The organism is Pseudomonas sp. SDO5522_S412, assembly GCF_054071215.1.
Genome location: NZ_JBSVWQ010000026.1, coordinates 1 through 19,557, shown reverse-complemented (window position 1 = coordinate 19,557; position 19,557 = coordinate 1). Strand labels below are relative to the sequence as shown.

15 protein-coding genes and 4 tRNA genes are annotated in these 19,557 nt (G+C 55.5%); all 19 read right to left on the bottom strand.

Annotated elements, in window-relative coordinates:
• Positions 1 to 123: 123 nt before the first annotated feature.
• Entirely contained in the window at positions 124 to 1,317 is a 1,194-nt protein-coding gene (gene tuf, locus ACW9I6_RS08720) for an elongation factor Tu (RefSeq protein WP_003210085.1), read from the bottom strand.
• Positions 1,318 to 1,347: 30 nt separating this feature from the next.
• On the bottom strand, positions 1,348 to 3,453 hold the full coding sequence (fusA, locus tag ACW9I6_RS08715) for an elongation factor G (RefSeq protein WP_003210087.1): 2,106 nt from the start codon (positions 3,451 to 3,453) through the stop codon (positions 1,348 to 1,350).
• Between the two features lie 30 nt (positions 3,454 to 3,483).
• The gene (gene rpsG / locus ACW9I6_RS08710) at positions 3,484 to 3,954 is read right to left on the bottom strand and encodes a 30S ribosomal protein S7 (RefSeq protein ID WP_002555493.1); all 471 of its coding nucleotides are present in this window, start codon (positions 3,952 to 3,954) and stop codon (positions 3,484 to 3,486) included.
• A 118-nt stretch (positions 3,955 to 4,072) separates the two neighbouring features.
• Complete coding sequence (gene rpsL, locus ACW9I6_RS08705; RefSeq protein WP_002555494.1) at positions 4,073 to 4,444, bottom strand: 30S ribosomal protein S12; 372 nt, start codon at positions 4,442 to 4,444, stop codon at positions 4,073 to 4,075.
• A 216-nt stretch (positions 4,445 to 4,660) separates the two neighbouring features.
• Positions 4,661 to 8,860, bottom strand: a complete 4,200-nt coding sequence (gene rpoC / locus ACW9I6_RS08700; RefSeq protein ID WP_003210090.1) for a DNA-directed RNA polymerase subunit beta' — start codon at positions 8,858 to 8,860, stop codon at positions 4,661 to 4,663.
• A 64-nt stretch (positions 8,861 to 8,924) separates the two neighbouring features.
• A complete protein-coding gene (gene rpoB / locus ACW9I6_RS08695) occupies positions 8,925 to 12,998 on the bottom strand; it encodes a DNA-directed RNA polymerase subunit beta (RefSeq protein WP_017476319.1) in 4,074 nt (1,357 codons plus the stop codon).
• 220 nt (positions 12,999 to 13,218) lie between these two features.
• Positions 13,219 to 13,584 carry a 50S ribosomal protein L7/L12 gene (gene rplL, locus ACW9I6_RS08690; RefSeq protein WP_003210093.1) on the bottom strand — a complete coding sequence of 122 codons (366 nt, stop codon included), beginning with the start codon at positions 13,582 to 13,584 and terminating at the stop codon, positions 13,219 to 13,221.
• A gap of 78 nt (positions 13,585 to 13,662) precedes the next feature.
• A complete protein-coding gene (gene rplJ / locus ACW9I6_RS08685; RefSeq protein WP_003210095.1) occupies positions 13,663 to 14,163 on the bottom strand; it encodes a 50S ribosomal protein L10 in 501 nt (166 codons plus the stop codon).
• A 198-nt stretch (positions 14,164 to 14,361) separates the two neighbouring features.
• Positions 14,362 to 15,057 carry a 50S ribosomal protein L1 gene (rplA, locus tag ACW9I6_RS08680; protein ID WP_003176434.1) on the bottom strand — a complete coding sequence of 232 codons (696 nt, stop codon included), beginning with the start codon at positions 15,055 to 15,057 and terminating at the stop codon, positions 14,362 to 14,364.
• Positions 15,057 to 15,488 carry a 50S ribosomal protein L11 gene (gene rplK / locus ACW9I6_RS08675; protein WP_003210097.1) on the bottom strand — a complete coding sequence of 144 codons (432 nt, stop codon included), beginning with the start codon at positions 15,486 to 15,488 and terminating at the stop codon, positions 15,057 to 15,059. Before rplK ends, rplA begins: the two co-directional genes overlap by 1 nt.
• 117 nt (positions 15,489 to 15,605) lie before the next feature.
• Entirely contained in the window at positions 15,606 to 16,139 is a 534-nt protein-coding gene (gene nusG / locus ACW9I6_RS08670; protein ID WP_003176436.1) for a transcription termination/antitermination protein NusG, read from the bottom strand.
• A 9-nt stretch (positions 16,140 to 16,148) separates the two neighbouring features.
• Entirely contained in the window at positions 16,149 to 16,517 is a 369-nt protein-coding gene (gene secE / locus ACW9I6_RS08665; RefSeq protein ID WP_003210099.1) for a preprotein translocase subunit SecE, read from the bottom strand.
• Between the two features lie 45 nt (positions 16,518 to 16,562).
• Positions 16,563 to 16,638 (bottom strand) — tRNA-Trp (locus ACW9I6_RS08660).
• A gap of 163 nt (positions 16,639 to 16,801) precedes the next feature.
• A tRNA-Thr gene (locus tag ACW9I6_RS08655) sits at positions 16,802 to 16,877 on the bottom strand.
• Between the two features lie 26 nt (positions 16,878 to 16,903).
• Positions 16,904 to 16,977, bottom strand: a tRNA-Gly gene (locus ACW9I6_RS08650).
• Between the two features lie 23 nt (positions 16,978 to 17,000).
• Positions 17,001 to 17,085: transfer RNA gene (locus ACW9I6_RS08645), tRNA-Tyr, on the bottom strand.
• A 143-nt stretch (positions 17,086 to 17,228) separates the two neighbouring features.
• Positions 17,229 to 17,675, bottom strand: a complete 447-nt coding sequence (locus tag ACW9I6_RS08640; RefSeq protein WP_003210101.1) for a hypothetical protein — start codon at positions 17,673 to 17,675, stop codon at positions 17,229 to 17,231.
• Between the two features lie 7 nt (positions 17,676 to 17,682).
• The gene (locus ACW9I6_RS08635; RefSeq protein ID WP_087692333.1) at positions 17,683 to 18,432 is read right to left on the bottom strand and encodes a pantothenate kinase; all 750 of its coding nucleotides are present in this window, start codon (positions 18,430 to 18,432) and stop codon (positions 17,683 to 17,685) included.
• Complete coding sequence (gene birA, locus ACW9I6_RS08630) at positions 18,422 to 19,381, bottom strand: bifunctional biotin--[acetyl-CoA-carboxylase] ligase/biotin operon repressor BirA (RefSeq protein WP_457339187.1); 960 nt, start codon at positions 19,379 to 19,381, stop codon at positions 18,422 to 18,424. Before birA ends, ACW9I6_RS08635 begins: the two co-directional genes overlap by 11 nt.
• Positions 19,382 to 19,557 lie beyond the last annotated feature (176 nt).

Sequence of the window (19,557 nt, the reverse complement as noted above, 5' to 3'; positions counted from 1 at the left end):
TGCTATTCCCAGCGAGCGCAACACGCCCGTTAAAAGGAGGCGCAATTCTATAGACGCCCCATATGGGTGTCAACTCAATAAAAAAGCCCCCGCTGAGCGGGGGCTTTTTCAAGTCATCACTTATTAAGCGATGATTTTGGCTACGACGCCAGCGCCGACGGTACGACCGCCTTCACGGATAGCGAAACGCAGACCATCTTCCATTGCGATGGTTTTGATCAGGGTGACAACCATTTTGATGTTGTCGCCTGGCATTACCATTTCAACGCCTTCCGGCAGTTCGCAGTTACCGGTCACGTCAGTGGTCCGGAAGTAGAACTGTGGACGGTAGCCTTTGAAGAACGGAGTGTGACGACCGCCTTCTTCTTTGCTCAACACGTACACTTCAGCTTCGAAGGTAGTGTGCGGCTTAACCGAACCTGGCTTGACCAGAACCTGGCCACGCTCAACGTCGTCACGCTTGGTACCACGCAGCAGAACGCCGCAGTTCTCGCCTGCACGACCTTCGTCGAGCAGTTTACGGAACATTTCAACACCGGTGCAGGTGGTGACGGTAGTGTCACGCAGACCAACGATTTCCAGTGGATCTTGAACCTTAACGATACCGCGCTCGATACGACCAGTCACAACAGTACCACGACCGGAGATCGAGAATACGTCTTCGATTGGCATCAGGAACGGCTTGTCGATAACACGAACTGGATCTGGGATGTAGCTGTCCAGAGTCTCAACCAGTTTACGAACGGCAGTGGTGCCCATTTCGTTGTCGTCAAGACCGTCCAGAGCCATACGAGCAGAACCGATGATGATCGGAGTGTCGTCGCCCGGGAAGTCGTAAGTGCTCAGCAGATCGCGCACTTCCATCTCAACCAGTTCCAGCAGCTCAGCGTCGTCTACCAGGTCAGCCTTGTTCAGGAAAACCACGATGTACGGAACGCCTACCTGACGGGACAGCAGGATGTGCTCACGGGTTTGTGGCATCGGACCATCAGCGGCCGAGCAAACCAGGATCGCGCCGTCCATCTGGGCAGCACCGGTGATCATGTTCTTCACATAGTCAGCGTGACCTGGGCAGTCAACGTGAGCGTAGTGACGGATCAGCGAGTTGTACTCAACGTGCGCGGTGTTGATGGTGATACCACGAGCTTTTTCTTCTGGTGCGCTGTCGATCTTGTCGAAGTCAACACGAGCCGAACCGAAAACTTCGGAGCAGACGCGAGTCAGAGCAGCGGTCAGAGTGGTTTTACCGTGGTCAACGTGGCCGATAGTGCCAACGTTTACGTGCGGTAGGGAACGATCAAATTTTTCTTTAGCCACGACAATTAACTCCTTGCCTAAAGGACTGAATCAGCCTTGTTTTTTGGATACAGTTTCAGCGATGTGCGCCGGAGCTGTGTTGTATTTTTTGAATTCCATAGAGTAGCTTGCGCGACCCTGAGACATGGAACGAACGTCGGTCGCATAACCGAACATCTCGCCCAACGGAACCTCGGCACGAATCACTTTGCCGGAAACCGTATCTTCCATACCCAAGATCATGCCGCGACGACGGTTAAGGTCGCCCATCACGTCACCCATGTAGTCTTCAGGCGTAACGACTTCTACTGCCATGATTGGCTCAAGCAACTCACCACCGCCCTTCTGGGCCAGTTGCTTGGTAGCCATGGAAGCAGCCACCTTAAACGCCATCTCGTTGGAGTCGACGTCGTGGTAAGAACCGTCAAAAACGGTCGCCTTCAGGCCGATGAGCGGATAGCCGGCAACAACACCGTTCTTCATCTGCTCTTCGATACCCTTCTGGATAGCCGGGATGTATTCCTTAGGAACAACACCGCCCACTACTTCGTTCACGAATTGCAGACCTTCCTGACCTTCATCAGCAGGAGCAAAACGGATCCAGCAATGGCCGAACTGGCCACGACCGCCGGACTGACGAACGAATTTGCCTTCGATTTCGCAGTTCTTCGTGATGCGCTCACGATAGGAAACCTGAGGCTTACCGATGTTGGCTTCGACGTTGAACTCACGGCGCATCCGGTCAACCAGGATGTCCAGGTGAAGCTCGCCCATGCCGGAGATGATCGTTTGACCAGTCTCTTCATCAGTCTTGACGCGGAAAGATGGATCTTCCTGAGCAAGCTTGCCCAGAGCGATACCCATTTTTTCCTGGTCATCCTTGGTCTTAGGCTCAACGGCAACCGAAATAACCGGCTCCGGGAAGTCCATGCGAACCAGGATGATTGGCTTGGCAGCGTCGCACAAGGTCTCACCAGTGGTGACGTCCTTCATGCCGATCAGGGCCGCGATGTCACCAGCACGTACTTCCTTGATCTCTTCACGGGCGTTTGCGTGCATTTGCACCATACGACCCACACGCTCTTTCTTGCCTTTAACCGAGTTGATCACGCCGTCGCCGGAGGCCAACACGCCCGAGTAAACGCGGACGAAGGTCAAAGTACCCACGAATGGGTCAGTAGCGATCTTGAACGCCAGAGCCGAGAACGGCTCGCTGTCATCGGCGTGACGCTCCATCTCTTCTTCCTCGTTATCAGGGTTGGTACCCTTGATAGCAGGAATGTCGGTTGGAGCAGGCAGGTAGTCGATAACGGCGTCGAGAACCAGGGGAACACCCTTGTTCTTGAAGGAAGAACCGCAAACAGCCAGAACGATCTCACCAGCGATAGTACGCTGACGCAGAGCGGCCTTGATTTCCACGTTGGTGAGCTCTTCACCTTCGAGGTACTTGTTCATCAGCTCTTCGCTGGCTTCAGCAGCAGCCTCAACCATGTTGTTACGCCACTCGTCAGCCAGCTCCTGCAGTTCTGCAGGGATAGGCTTACGAACAGGAACCATGCCTTTGTCAGCGTCATTCCAGTAAACAGCTTCCATGTTGATCAGATCGATCTGACCCTGGAAGTTGTCTTCGGAACCGATAGCCAACTGGATTGGCACCGGAGTGTGACCCAGACGCTGTTTGATCTGACCGATCACGCGCAGGAAGTTGGCACCAGCACGGTCCATCTTGTTTACGTAAACAAGACGTGGAACGCCGTACTTGTTGGCCTGACGCCATACGGTTTCCGACTGAGGCTCAACACCCGAAGTACCGCAGAACACAACGACAGCGCCGTCGAGTACACGCAGGGAACGCTCAACTTCAATGGTGAAGTCTACGTGGCCCGGGGTATCGATTACGTTGAAGCGGTGCTCGTCCTTGTACTGCTTCTCGGAACCTTTCCAGAAGGCGGTAATAGCAGCAGAAGTAATGGTAATACCACGCTCCTGCTCCTGAACCATCCAGTCTGTGGTCGCGGCGCCGTCATGCACCTCGCCCATTTTGTGACTTTTGCCGGTGTAAAACAGTACGCGCTCGGTGGTGGTGGTTTTACCAGCATCCACGTGAGCAACGATACCGATGTTACGGTAGCGGCTAATCGGAGTAGTACGAGCCATAAAGCCCTCGCAAAATTAGTGAAGCTAGAATTAGAAGCGGTAGTGCGAGAAAGCTTTGTTGGCTTCAGCCATACGGTGCACGTCTTCACGCTTCTTAACAGCAGCACCTTTACCTTCAGCAGCGTCCAACAGTTCGCCAGCCAAACGCAGGGCCATAGACTTCTCGCCGCGCTTACGGGCGAAGTCTACCAACCAGCGCATTGCCAAAGCGTTACGACGGGACGGGCGAACTTCAACCGGAACCTGGTAAGTAGCACCGCCTACACGGCGCGACTTCACTTCGACCAGCGGAGCGATGGCGTCGAGAGCTTTCTCGAAGATTTCCAGGGGGTCGCTGTTCTTGCGTTCTTTAACCTTTTCCAGCGCGCCATAAACGATACGCTCGGCAACGGCTTTCTTGCCGCTTTCCATTACGTGGTTCATGAACTTGGCCAGGATTTGGCTTCCGTATTTTGGATCGTCAAGCACTTCGCGCTTGGCTGCTACGCGTCTTCTTGGCATGGATAAGCCCTCAAACGGTCTTCAGGTTCGCTCGGAATCGGTGCCCTTTCGGGACGCCTCCGACCTTACTCTTATCGACTCAGAAAATAAGATGATTCAGTTTTACAAAAAGCCGCTACTACTTAGGCTTCTTGGTACCGTACTTCGAACGACCCTGGTTACGACCTTTAACGCCGGAAGTATCCAAGGAGCCGCGTACGGTGTGGTAACGAACACCTGGCAAGTCTTTTACACGACCGCCGCGGATCAGTACCACGCTGTGCTCTTGCAGGTTGTGACCTTCACCGCCGATGTACGAGGAAACCTCGAAACCGTTGGTCAGGCGCACACGGCATACTTTACGCAGTGCCGAGTTAGGTTTTTTCGGCGTAGTGGTATACACGCGAGTGCATACGCCACGACGTTGCGGGCAGTTCTGCAGCGCAGGCACGTCGGATTTCTCGACGATACGCTTACGCGGCTGACGTACCAGCTGGTTGATAGTTGCCATCTACTAGCTCCACTGTTGTCTTGCGACGCTATTGTCTTGCAAGAAAAGCAAAATGGCAGGAACGAATTCCCGCCAAATTTAGGGGTACAAGAGTCTAAAGAGGATCTTGTCCCCAGTCAAGGCAAGGCCCCGACCTCCCCTTCCATCGAACCGGGACAAATCTGTCTCGATCCGACGAACGGGGCTGCCAGGGCCCGGTCTTATTTACCGCAGAACTCAGTTACCGCTTGAGTTCAGCGCTTCGGTCAGTGCAGCTTCCACTTCACTGGCGCTTACGCGCAACGGCTTGTCGAGTTCACGGCGACGCTTACGCTCGCTGTGGTAGGCCAAACCGGTACCGGCCGGGATCAGACGACCCACAACCACGTTTTCTTTCAGGCCGCGCAGGTAATCGCGCTTGCCGGTTACCGCTGCTTCGGTCAGTACGCGAGTGGTCTCCTGGAAGGAGGCCGCCGAGATGAACGACTCAGTGGACAACGACGCCTTGGTGATACCCAGCAACACACGAGTGAACTTGGAAACGAATTTCTCGTCGTTCGCCAGGCGCTCGTTCTCTACCAGTACGTGAGTCAGTTCCATCTGGTCGCCCTTGATGAAACTCGAATCGCCGGATTCAGCGATTTCAACTTTACGCAGCATCTGACGCAGGATGGTCTCGATGTGCTTATCGTTGATCTTCACGCCTTGCAGACGGTAAACGTCCTGGATCTCGTTAACGATGTACTTGGCCAGCGCACTCACACCCAGCAGACGCAGGATGTCGTGTGGATCGCTCGGGCCGTCGGAGATAACTTCGCCGCGGTTTACCTGTTCGCCTTCGAAGACGTTCAGGTGACGCCACTTCGGAATCAGCTCTTCGTACGGATCGCTACCGTCGTTCGGGGTGATAACCAGGCGGCGCTTGCCCTTGGTCTCTTTACCGAACGCAATGGTGCCGCTGACTTCAGCCAGAATCGACGCTTCTTTCGGACGACGAGCTTCGAACAAGTCGGCAACACGCGGCAGACCACCGGTGATGTCACGGGTCTTCGAAGTTTCTTGCGGGATACGAGCGATAACATCACCGATCGCGATCTTCGCACCATCCGCAACACCGACCAGGGCGTTGGCTGGCAGGAAGTACTGAGCGATAACGTCAGTGCCTGGCAGCAACAGATCCTTGCCGTTGTCATCAACCATCTTCACGGCAGGACGGATATCTTTGCCTGCAGCTGGACGGTCTTTGGCGTCGAGTACTTCAATGTTGGTCATACCGGTCAATTCGTCAGTCTGACGCTTGATCGTGATGCCTTCTTCCATGCCCACGTAGGTCACGGTACCTTTCATTTCGGTAACGATTGGGTGAGTGTGCGGATCCCACTTGGCCACGATTGCGCCAGCGTCGACCTTGTCACCTTCTTTAACCGAAATCACAGCACCGTACGGCAGCTTGTAACGCTCACGCTCACGACCGTAGTCATCAGCGATTGCCAGCTCACCGGAGCGGGACACAGCAACCAGGTGGCCATCCACTCGCTCAACGTGCTTCAGGTTGTGCAGACGGACGGTACCGCCATTCTTCACCTGAACGCTGTCGGCTGCGGAGGTCCGGCTTGCCGCACCACCGATGTGGAACGTACGCATGGTCAGCTGGGTACCCGGCTCACCGATGGACTGGGCAGCGATAACGCCGACCGCTTCACCGATGTTCACCTGGTGACCACGAGCCAAGTCACGGCCGTAGCACTTGGCACAAATGCCGTAGCGGGTTTCGCAGCTGATCGGCGAGCGAACAATCACTTCGTCGATGCTGTTGAGTTCGATGAACTCGACCCACTTCTCGTCTACCAGGGTGCCGGCAGGAACGATGACTTCCTCGGTACCTGGCTTGAATACGTCACGGGCGATTACTCGACCCAGTACGCGCTCACCCAACGGTTCTACAACGTCGCCGCCTTCGATGTGCGGAGTCATCAGCAGACCGTGTTCGGTGCCGCAGTCAACTTCAGTCACAACCAAGTCTTGCGCAACGTCTACCAGACGACGAGTCAGGTAACCGGAGTTAGCGGTTTTCAACGCGGTATCCGCCAGACCTTTACGAGCACCGTGAGTCGAGATGAAGTACTGAAGTACGCTCAAACCTTCACGGAAGTTCGCAGTAATCGGCGTTTCGATGATGGAACCGTCCGGCTTGGCCATCAGGCCACGCATACCGGCGAGCTGACGGATCTGCGCAGCAGAACCCCGTGCGCCCGAGTCGGCCATCATGTACATCGAGTTGAACGACTCTTGATCGACTTCCACGCCATGACGGTCGATAACACGCTCTTTCGAGAGGTTCGACATCATCGCCTTCGACACTTCGTCGTTGGCCTTGGACCAAAGGTCGATCACTTTGTTGTACTTCTCGCCCTGGGTTACCAGGCCGGAGGCGTACTGGCTTTCGATCTCTTTCACTTCATCGGTGGCAGCACCGATGATGGCGGCTTTCTCGTCCGGGATAACGAAGTCGTTAACACCGATGGAAACGCCGGAAATGGTCGAATAAGCAAAACCGGTGTACATCAACTGGTCAGCGAAGATAACGGTCTCTTTCAAACCAACCACGCGGTAGCACTGGTTGATCAGCTTGGAGATCGCCTTTTTCTTCATTGGCTGGTTGACCACGTCGTACGACAGGCCAGGTGGAACAACCTGGAACAGCAGCGCACGGCCGACAGTGGTGTCGACGATACGGGTGTTCTTGACGCTGCCACCGTCACGATCGTTGATGGTTTCGTGGATGCGGACTTTAACCTTGGCGTGCAGTGCGGCTTCGCCGGCACGGAACACACGGTCAACTTCCTGCAGATCCGCGAACACACGACCTTCGCCCTTGGCGTTGATCGCTTCACGAGTCATGTAGTACAGACCCAATACAACGTCCTGCGACGGAACGATGATTGGCTCACCGTTGGCTGGCGACAGAATGTTGTTGGTCGACATCATCAACGCACGCGCTTCCAGCTGGGCTTCCAGCGTCAGCGGTACGTGCACGGCCATTTGGTCGCCGTCGAAGTCGGCGTTGTACGCAGCACAGACCAGCGGGTGCAGCTGGATAGCCTTACCTTCGATCAGTACTGGTTCAAACGCCTGGATACCCAGACGGTGAAGGGTCGGTGCACGGTTGAGGAGAACCGGGTGTTCACGGATCACTTCAGCGAGAACGTCCCAAACCTCTGGCAGCTCGCGCTCGACCATTTTCTTGGCAGCTTTGATGGTGGTCGCGAGACCACGCATTTCCAGCTTGCCGAAAATGAACGGCTTGAACAGCTCGAGAGCCATCTTCTTCGGCAGACCGCACTGGTGCAGACGCAGGGTCGGGCCTACGGTAATTACCGAACGACCGGAGTAGTCAACACGCTTACCGAGCAAGTTCTGACGGAAACGACCCTGCTTACCCTTGATCATGTCAGCCAGGGATTTCAGAGGACGCTTGTTCGAACCGGTGATAGCGCGGCCACGACGACCGTTGTCGAGAAGGGCATCGACAGCTTCCTGCAACATACGCTTTTCGTTGCGCACGATGATGTCCGGAGCGGACAGGTCGAGCAGACGCTTCAAGCGGTTGTTACGGTTGATCACGCGACGGTACAGGTCGTTGAGGTCGGAAGTCGCGAAGCGACCGCCATCCAACGGTACCAGCGGACGCAGGTCTGGCGGCAGAACCGGCAGAACGGTCAGCACCATCCACTCTGGCAAGTTGCCGGAACCCTGGAAGGCTTCCATCAACTTCAGACGCTTGGACAGCTTCTTGATCTTGGTTTCGGAGTTGGTTTGCGGAATTTCTTCACGCAGACGGCCAATCTCGTGTTCCAGGTCGATAGCGTGCAGCAGTTCGCGGACAGCTTCGGCACCCATGCGGGCATCGAAATCGTCGCCGAACTCTTCCAGCGCTTCGAAGTACTGCTCGTCGTTCAGCAGCTGACCCTTTTCAAGGGTGGTCATGCCTGGATCGATAACGACATAGCTCTCGAAGTAGAGAACGCGTTCGATATCACGCAGGGTCATGTCCATCAGCAAGCCGATACGGGACGGCAGTGATTTCAGGAACCAGATGTGGGCAACCGGCGAAGCCAGCTCGATGTGCGCCATGCGCTCACGACGAACCTTGGCCAGTGCAACTTCAACGCCGCACTTCTCGCAGATCACACCACGGTGCTTCAAGCGCTTGTACTTACCGCACAGGCACTCGTAATCCTTTACCGGGCCAAAGATCTTGGCGCAGAACAGGCCGTCACGCTCTGGTTTGAACGTACGGTAGTTGATGGTTTCCGGCTTTTTAACTTCACCGAACGACCACGAACGGATCATCTCAGGCGATGCCAACCCAATACGGATGGCGTCGAACTCTTCGACTTGACCCTGGTTTTTCAGCAAATTCAGTAGGTCTTTCAAGGCCTTTCCTCCTGGCGGAGCAGAGAGCGGGCTAAACAGCCCCGCTCTCGATTCGCGTCACGTGTTATTCGGTTTCCAGATCGATATCGATGCCGAGGGAACGAATTTCTTTGATCAACACGTTGAAAGACTCGGGCATGCCCGGCTCCATACGGTGATCGCCGTCCACGATGTTTTTGTACATCTTGGTCCGACCGTTCACATCGTCCGACTTCACTGTGAGCATTTCTTGCAGAGTGTAAGCAGCACCGTATGCTTCCAGTGCCCAGACCTCCATCTCCCCGAAACGCTGACCACCGAACTGAGCCTTACCACCCAGCGGCTGCTGGGTAACCAGGCTGTACGAACCGGTAGAACGAGCGTGCATCTTGTCGTCTACCAAGTGGTTCAGCTTCAGCATGTACATGTAGCCAACAGTAACCGGGCGCTCAAACTTGTTGCCGGTACGGCCGTCGAACAGCTGCATCTGGCCGCTTTCTGGCAGGTCTGCCAGTTTCAGCATGGCCTTGATTTCGCTTTCCTTGGCACCGTCGAACACCGGGGTAGCCATTGGAACGCCGCCGCGCAGGTTCTTCGCCAGATCCAGGATTTCCTGGTCGGAGAAGGTGTCCAGCTCTTCGTTGCGACCGCCGATCTCGTTGTAGATCTCGTGCAGGAACTTGCGCAGGTCCGCAACCTTGCGCTGCTCTTCGATCATACGGTTGATCTTCTCGCCCAGACCTTTGGCCGCGAGGCCCAGGTGGGTTTCAAGGATCTGACCAACGTTCATACGCGAAGGTACGCCCAACGGGTTGAGGACGACATCGACCGGGGTGCCATTGGCATCGTGCGGCATGTCTTCAACCGGCATGATCACGGAGACCACACCTTTGTTACCGTGACGACCGGCCATCTTGTCGCCCGGCTGGATGCGGCGACGGATTGCCAGGTAAACCTTGACGATTTTCAGCACGCCTGGAGCCAGGTCATCGCCCTGCTGCAGTTTGCGCTTCTTGTCTTCGAACTTGTCGTCCAGCAGACGGCGACGATCGACGATGTAGGCCTGGGCCTTCTCGAGCTGCTCGTTCAGAGCATCTTCAGCCATGCGCAGTTTGAACCACTGCCCGTGCTCAAGACCGTCGAGTACTTCGTCGGTGATGTCCTGACCTTTCTTCAGACCTGCGCCGCCTTCAGCCTTGTGGCCTACCAGGGCGGAACGCAGACGTTCGAAGGTCGCGCCTTCAACGATACGGAACTCTTCGTTCAGATCCTTGCGGATCTCGTCGAGTTGGGTCTTCTCGATGGACAGTGCACGAGCATCACGCTCAACGCCGTCACGGGTGAAGACCTGTACGTCGATGACAGTGCCCTTGGTACCGGTAGGTACACGCAGGGAAGTGTCTTTAACGTCGCTGGCTTTTTCACCGAAGATGGCACGCAACAGCTTCTCTTCCGGAGTCAGTTGGGTCTCGCCTTTCGGAGTGACCTTACCTACCAGAATGTCGCCTGCGCCAACTTCAGCACCTACGTAAACGATACCGGCTTCGTCCAGCTTGTTCAGTGCAGCTTCACCCACGTTCGGGATGTCTGCAGTGATTTCCTCTGGCCCAAGCTTGGTGTCACGCGCCACACAGGTCAGTTCCTGAATGTGGATCGTGGTGAAGCGATCTTCCTGAACCACACGCTCGGACAGGCAGATGGAGTCTTCGAAGTTGTAACCGTTCCAGGCCATGAACGCGATGCGCATGTTCTGACCCAGTGCCAGCTCACCCATATCGGTGGACGGACCGTCTGCCATGATGTCGCTGCGCTGAACCCGATCACCCTTGCTGACCAGCGGACGCTGGTTGATGCAGGTGTTCTGGTTGGAGCGGGTGTATTTGGTCAGGTTGTAGATGTCGACACCGGCTTCGCCAGTTTCAACTTCGTCATCGGCAACACGAACCACGATACGGCTGGCATCAACGGAGTCGATCACGCCGCCACGACGAGCCACGACGCAAACGCCGGAGTCACGGGCTACGTTACGCTCCATGCCGGTACCTACCAGCGGCTTGTCAGCGCGCAGGGTCGGTACAGCTTGACGCTGCATGTTGGAACCCATCAACGCACGGTTGGCGTCATCGTGCTCCAGGAACGGGATCAGCGACGCTGCAACCGAAACTACCTGCTTCGGCGATACGTCCATCAAGGTGACGTCTTCCGGCGCCTTGACGGTGAACTCGTTCAAGTGACGAACAGCTACCAGCTCGTCGATCAGCATTTTCTTGTCGTTCATCGTGGCCGAAGCCTGAGCGATCACGTGATCAGCTTCTTCGATGGCGGACAGGAACACGATCTCGTCGGTGACCAGTGCGTCTTTCACCACGCGGTACGGGCTCTCGAGGAAGCCGTACTGGTTGGTGCGCGCATAGGCAGCCAGGGAGTTGATCAGACCGATGTTCGGACCTTCCGGCGTTTCAATCGGGCATACACGACCGTAGTGAGTCGGGTGTACGTCACGAACTTCAAAGCCTGCACGCTCACGAGTCAGACCGCCCGGGCCCAGTGCGGAAACACGGCGCTTGTGGGTGATCTCGGAGAGCGGGTTGTTCTGGTCCATGAACTGCGAGAGCTGGCTGGAACCGAAGAACTCTTTCACCGCCGCAGCCACTGGCTTGGCGTTGATCAGGTCTTGCGGCATCAGGCCTTCGCTTTCGGCCATCGACAGACGCTCTTTGACCGCACGCTCAACACGTACCAGGCCAACGCGGAACTGGTTCTCGGCCATTTCGCCTACGCAGCGAACACGACGGTTACCCAGGTGGTCGATGTCATCGACGATGCCTTTGCCGTTACGGATGTCGACCAGGGTCTTCAGTACCGCGACGATGTCTTCCTTGCACAGCACGCCCGAACCTTCGATCTCGGTACGACCGATACGACGGTTGAACTTCATCCGGCCGACCGCAGACAGGTCATAGCGCTCAGGGCTGAAGAACAGGTTGTTGAACAGGGTCTCGGCAGCGTCTTTGGTTGGTGGCTCGCCAGGACGCATCATGCGATAGATCTCGACCAGCGCTTCCAATTGGTTGCTGGTGGAGTCGATCTTCAGGGTGTCGGAGACGAACGGGCCGCAGTCGATGTCGTTGGTGTACAGGGTCTCGATGCGAACAACCTGGGACTTGGCGATTTTCGCCAGGATCTCGGTGTTCAGCTCGGTGTTGCATTCAGCCAGGATTTCGCCGGTGGCCGGGTGCACGATGACCTTGGCGGTGGTGCGACCCAGGACGTAGTCCAGAGGCACTTCCAGCGTCTTGATACCGGCTTTTTCGATCTGGTTGATGTGGCGCGCGGTAATACGGCGGCCGGCTTCAACGATGACCTTGCCTTTTTCGTCCTGGATGTCCAGAACGGCAATCTCACCACGCAGGCGCTGAGGCACCAGTTCCAGGCTGAGGGTTTCGCCGCTCAGGTGGAATACGTTAGTGGTGTAGAAAGCGTCCAGCACTTGCTCAGTGGTATAGCCGAGCGCGCGCAGCAGTACCGAGGCCGGCAGCTTGCGACGACGGTCGATACGCACGAACACGCAGTCTTTCGGGTCGAACTCGAAGTCCAACCACGAACCGCGGTACGGAATGATCCGCGCGGAGTACAGGAGCTTGCCGGAGCTGTGCGTCTTGCCGCGGTCGTGGTCAAAGAACACGCCCGGGGAACGGTGCAACTGGGAAACGATAACGCGCTCGGTACCGTTGATAACGAAGGTACCGTTCTCAGTCATCAGGGGGATTTCACCCATGTAGACTTCTTGCTCTTTGATGTCCTTGATCGCTTTGTTCGACGACTCTTTGTCGAAGATGATCAGACGGACTTTTACCCGCAAAGGTACGGCGTACGTAACACCGCGCAACACGCATTCTTTGACATCAAATGCCGGTTCGCCCAGGCGATAACCGACGTACTCCAGCGCAGCATTGCCGGAGTAGCTGATGATCGGGAAAACGGATTTGAAGGCCGCATGCAGGCCCACGTCGCGGAACTGATCTTTGGTCGCTCCCGCCTGCAAGAATTCACGATACGAATCCAGCTGGATAGCCAGAAGGTACGGGACATCCATGACGTCCGGCAACTTGCTAAAGTCCTTGCGGATACGTTTTTTCTCAGTATATGAGTAAGCCATCAGCGTTCCCCAGCTTGGTCACCTGCTTGTTTGGCCCCTCCCGACGGGAGCAGCCAGAAAATCTTGCAAACCCCATGGTTTGCGCCACCGCATCGGGTGGTTACAGCGCGTTATAGGCGACGACCGAGTCGATTGCCAATAACGGAAAAAGGCCGGTGGCAAGAGCCACCAGCCATCAGCCTTCAGCTTAACGCTTGGGCTGGAGACGCAAGGTCGATGCTTACTTCAGCTCGACTTTAGCGCCTGCTTCTTCCAGCACTGCTTTAGCTTTGTCAGCTGCGTCTTTCGACACTGCTTCCAGAACCTGGGCAGGGGCGCCGTCAACTACTGCCTTGGCTTCTTTCAGGCCCAGACCGGTCAGTTCACGTACTGCCTTGATCACGTTTACTTTCTTCTCGCCAGCTTCCAGCAGCATGACGTTGAATTCGGTTTGCTCTTCAGCAGCAACAGCGGCAACAGCTGGGCCAGCCGAAGCAGCGGCAGCGGAAACACCGAATTTTTCTTCGAAAGCTTTGATCAGCTCAACAACCTGCAGAACCGACATTTCAGCTACGGCGTTGAGGATATCGTCTTGGGAGATAGACATTGCTGTAATTCCTGAATTGGGGGACGGCCTACGCGGCCATCGAAATAAACAAAAATACGCGAGAGGAGATGCTCAGCCTTAGGCTGCGGCAGCTTCTTTTTGCTCGCGAACTGCGGCCAGAGTACGAGCCAACTTGCTGGTAGCGCCTTGAATCACGCTCATCAGCTGAGAAATAGCTTCGTTACGGGTCGGCAGTGTTGCCAGTACGTCGATTTGGTTAGCTGCGAGGAACTTGCCCTCGAACGCAGCTGCCTTGATCTCGAACTTATCCTGACCCTTGGCGAATTCCTTGAACAAACGGGCAGCAGCGCCAGGATGTTCCTTGGAGAACGCAATCAGGGTCGGGCCGGTGAACACGTCGTTGAGGACACTGTATTCAGTGTCAGCAACAGCGCGCTTGAGCAGGGTGTTACGTACAACACGTACGTATACGCCAGCTTCACGAGCCTCTTTACGGAGTCCGGTCATAGCGCTTACTGTCACACCACGGGCATCAGCCACGACAGCGGACAGAGCAGCTTTGGCAGCCTCGTTGACTTCAGCGACGATGGCCTTCTTGTCTTCGAGATTAATTGCCACGGGTTTAACTCCTGCTTGTTACCGTTTCATCTGGCCTGGGCCGGATGTCGTTTTGGTGTCTGATTCGGTAAGGAACCGGGAGCACCATCTGCGTAGGCTTGTGGTTTAAGACTTGCGTCGCCTACGGTCTTGGATAGCCCCCGCCAGGCAGGGACCCCAATCTTTCAATTGGCGCAATTACTTGCGCCAATTTGCGTCTTATACGTCCAGCGAGCCTTGGTCGATGACCAGACCTGGGCCCATAGTGGTGCTCAGGGTAACGCGCTTGACGTAGATACCTTTCGAGGAAGCTGGCTTGATACGCTTCAGATCAGCGATCAGGGCTTCAACGTTTTCCTTCAGCTTGACGGCATCAAAGCCGACTTTGCCAACGGAGGTGTGAATGATGCCGTTTTTGTCGGTGCGATAACGAACCTGACCAGCCTTGGCGTTTTTAACCGCGGTAGCTACGTCTGGAGTCACGGTGCCGACTTTAGGGTTAGGCATCAGACCACGTGGACCAAGGATCTGACCCAGCTGACCTACAACGCGCATTGCATCCGGGGAAGCAATTACGACGTCATAGTTCAGGTCGCCGCCTTTCATTTCGGCAGCCAGGTCGTCCATGCCAACGCGATCGGCGCCGGCGGCCAGAGCAGCTTCAGCTGCTGGGCCTTGGGTGAAGACAGCTACACGTACGGTCTTGCCAGTACCGTGTGGCAGCACAGTAGCGCTACGAACGACCTGGTCGGATTTACGTGGGTCAACGCCCAGGTTTACAGCAACGTCAACAGACTCGCTGAACTTGACAGTCGACAGCTCGGTCAGCAGAGCAGCAGCGTCTACAAAATTGTAGGACTTGCCCGCTTCGATTTTGCCGGCGATAGCCTTTTGGCGCTTGGTCAGCTTAGCCATTACACACCCTCCACGTTAAGGCCCATGCTACGAGCAGAACCGGCGATGGTACGCACGGCTGCATCCATATCAGCTGCAGTCAGATCCGCGTTTTTGGTTTTCGCGATTTCTTCCAGCTGAGCACGGGTCACGGTGCCAACCTTAACGGTGTTAGGACGAGCGGAACCGCTAGTCAGACCAGCAGCTTTCTTCAACAGAACCGAAGCCGGGGTCGACTTGGTTTCGAAGGTGAAGCTACGGTCGCTGTATACAGTGATGATCACTGGAGTCGGCAGACCTGGCTCAATACCCTGAGTACGGGCGTTGAAGGCCTTGCAGAACTCCATGATGTTCACGCCGTGCTGACCCAGAGCTGGACCAACAGGTGGGCTTGGGTTGGCCTGAGCGGCCTTCACTTGCAGCTTGATGTAAGCGGTAATCTTCTTGGCCATGAGGCACTCCAATTACGGGTTCGAACGCCTCGAAAGGCTCCCCGGTTACTTGCGCGTTTATCCCAGTGACGACAAAACCCCACAGCCTAAGGCTGCGGGGTTGGGATGCTTGCTCAGCTAGACTTTTTCGACCTGGCTGAACTCTAGCTCTACCGGAGTAGAGCGACCGAAAATGAGCACTGCCACTTGGATCCGGCTCTTTTCGTAGTTAACTTCTTCGACGGTGCCGTTAAAATCAGCGAACGGACCATCTGTGACACGAACAACCTCACCCGGCTCGAACAACGTCTTCGGCTTGGGCTTGTCGCTACCATCAGCAACGCGACGCAGAATTGCTTCTGCTTCTTTGTCAGTGATCGGAGCAGGCTTATCAGCGGTACCGCCGATGAAACCCATGACGCGAGGAGTGTCCTTGACCAAGTGCCAAGTACCCTCATTCATGTCCATTTGAACCAGCACGTAGCCAGGGAAGAACTTACGTTCGCTTTTGCGTTTCTGGCCATTACGCATTTCAACCACTTCTTCAGTGGGAACCAGAATTTCGCCGAAGCCATCTTCCATGCCTGCCAGCTTTACGCGCTCTAGCAAAGAGCGCATGACATGCTTCTCGTAACCCGAGTAAGCATGCACAACGTACCAACGCTTAGCCACGGGACACCCTTAGCCAACAATCAAGGAAACAAGCCAGCCGAGCAGGGAATCAAGCCCCCACAACAGCAACGCCATAACCAGAACAACAGCTACCACGATCAACGTGGTCTGCGTGGTTTCTTGGCGAGTCGGCCAAACGACTTTACGGATCTCGGTACGAGCTTCCTTCACCAGGACCGCAAACGACTTGCCTTTTGCAGTCTGCAGGCCAACAAAGGCAGCAACAGCAGCAAGGGCGAGCAATGCGAGGACACGGTACAGGATTGGCGACCCAGAGTAGTACTGGTTGCCAACAACGCCTACAACCACAACAGCGACTACTACAAGCCACTTGAGCAGATCGAAGCGAGAGCCTTGAGCTTCAGCCTTAGGAGTCATCTATGAAGATCCTGTGAAAAGAAAGCCAGACACACCAAGTGAATCTGGCAGGTCAGGAGGGAATCGAACCCCCAACCTACGGTTTTGGAGACCGTCGCTCTGCCAATTGAGCTACTGACCTAAAACAAAATCAGGCCGACAATTATGCCGATCTGAAAAAGACTTTACAACAACAAACCCCTGCAGACCTGAAACCCACCCAAACAAAACAGCGAGAGAGGGCATATTCAACCGGAGGTAGCTGTTAAAACAAAGGCAGATATTTTCATATCTGCCTTGTTATATGGAGCTCTTGAGCGGATTTGAACCGCTGACCTCACCCTTACCAAGGGTGTGCTCTACCAACTGAGCTACAAGAGCGAAACAACTTGCACAACCTGCAAACTTGGAGCGGGTAGCGGGAATCGAACCCGCATCATCAGCTTGGAAGGCTGAGGTTCTACCACTAAACTATACCCGCGGAGCTTGCAGCTCACGCTAAAATGGTGGAGGGGGAAGGATTCGAACCTTCGAAGTCGTAGACGTCAGATTTACAGTCTGATCCCTTTGGCCGCTCGGGAACCCCTCCTAAGCGAGCCGGCATTCTACATCATGCCAGCCTTCTGTCAAGCATTTTCTCATTAAAAAATATGAGGTTAGCTGCGTTGACCTTCACTTCACCCTGTCGACCTAGAAGGTCTTCACTGCGAAGCGGGCGCCATTCTATGCAAACTATTCGAAGGTTGCAATGCCTTCGCACGGCATTATTTTATGTTTTAACTCATTGAATTCATTAGCAAGGTTTTCAAAGGGCAGATCATCGGCCAGACGCCTGCTTTCAGGGGCCACTCGCAGCCAGTATCCCGACGCATCAGGCAGGTTCAGAGACTGCAGCCTGACCTTGATATCCAGGCTCGTGAGGCGCTGCTCAACGGATTGAGCCTCTTTCTGATCAGGCAAACCGCCGATATACAAGCACATCGCCTGCGCATCAGGCGCTTTTGCCCTGTCTCGCCGAACCATCGCATCAGCCGATTCGCTCAACAGGCGGATATCTTGCTGAGAACCACGATAGAGAGCCAAAGGCGTGACATCTTTAGCGCGCAGAGGGGCCTCCTGCTGATGCCAGATGTAATAGAAGACATTGAGGACCAGCAAAAGCAGAAACAGCCAACGCATAAAAACCTCAGGACAAAGGGCACGCCATCGCCAAGCCAACAAAAACCAGATCAGGGACAAGCCTACCGTGAGGCACAGCGTCAGCCACGAGCTCAGCGTCCCCACCGGTAAGGAAGACGGTAAAATCGCTCCCCCAATAGCTTCGAGCCAACTCCAGCTGGGTCAACACAAAACCCCTCAGCATGAGCGTACAGCCGCGCTCTACCGCCTCCACAGTTGTGCGCCCTGGAGACAGCGCCTCAAGAGCCCGTTCAGCGGCGATATCGTCATAGCGTATTTTGCGGGTATGTGTTCGAAGCTGATTTCGCATCAGCGGCATCCCCGGACAAATGAAACCGCCGAGATGCTCACCGTCTGCGGAAATGAAGTCTGCTGTTGCGGCGGTGCCAAAATCGAGCACCAGGCACGCGCCCGACGCCAGCTGAAACCCACCCAGCATCGCGAGCCAACGATCCAGTCCCAGGCGCTCGAAATCTTCGTACCCGTTCCGCACCCCACCCATCTGCCTCGCCGAAGCAGCACACAGCACCTTGACGCCAAATGCCTCGACCAGGGTAGCGACCAGTTGACTTGTCTCATCCGAAGCGCGAACACTCACCAGCCGGCAGTCTTTTAACGCGAGCCCCGTGAGCGCGAACAGGCTGTCGATCAGCGAGGCATCCGACCCAACGACACCTTCGGCAAAGATACGAGCCTTATCCGACTCAAGTACCCGCCATTTGATAAAGCTATTCCCACAGTCGAGCTCAAGAATCATCACGCAACCTCAGGCTTAGCTCACCACCGCTATATACTTTCTCAACACCATCCACGCTCAACCGCAATGCACCTTGCCCATCGACCCCCAGCACCACGCCGTCAATCTGGTTCACGCCCGCGATGAGCGATACAGGCCGGCCCTGCCATAAATGGCTTTGCTCCCACTCACCCTGGATTGCCGAAAATCCAGATGCCTGGTGACGCTCAAGATAAGCCTGCAGCTGCACTCCAAGACGCGCTACCAGGTAGTTGCGATCAACAGCACTGCCGCTCTCCAACTGTACGGAGCTCCATTGCTGATCGACCTCATCCGCCTTCTGCATGTTCACGTTGATGCCGATACCAATAACGACGTGACAGACGTCAGCGGGATCCCCGACCAGTTCCAGGAGAATTCCGGCGATTTTTTTCTGCCCGACCAAAACGTCATTTGGCCACTTCAATCCTGCACCACGAACACCCGCGTCGCGCAGCGCCTGCATAACTGCAAGTCCGGCCACCAGGCTTAGCCCTTCCAACTGACGCATGCCGCCTTCGATCCGCATCACAAGGCTGTAGTAGACGTTTTGAGCGAAAGGACTGACCCACTTTCGTCCGCGCCTTCCCCTGCCTGCAGTTTGCTGCTCTGAAAGCACAAGAAATGGCGCAGTGCGACCCGATTCAATCAGCCGCAATGCCTCGGCATTGGTAGAGTCAATGGAGTCAGAGATATGAACAGGCCATGCAGGAACAGGTACATGCCGAGCTATTTCATCGGCACTTAACAGTATCAGGGGCGCAGCCAACTGATACCCCCTGCCGCGCACTTTATGGATAGGTAGACCCAATTCCGCCTCGAGATGCTGAAGCTGCTTCCATACAGCACTGCGACTGACACCCAAGGCAGCACCGAGCGCCTCCCCGGAGTGGAATCGACCATCTTTTAGAAGTTTCAACAACGTCAGCATGCAGGTCTCGCCTCACAATGAGGCACGCATGATAGCCATGCATTAGGCCATTGCATAGAAAGGCAGGACGTTAGCATTGAAGATGCCTGAAATTCGACCACCCAAATTTTCCGACCGCGCAAAACAAAACCCCTGACTGCATAAGCAATCAGGGGTTCTGGAATTTAATCTTGACG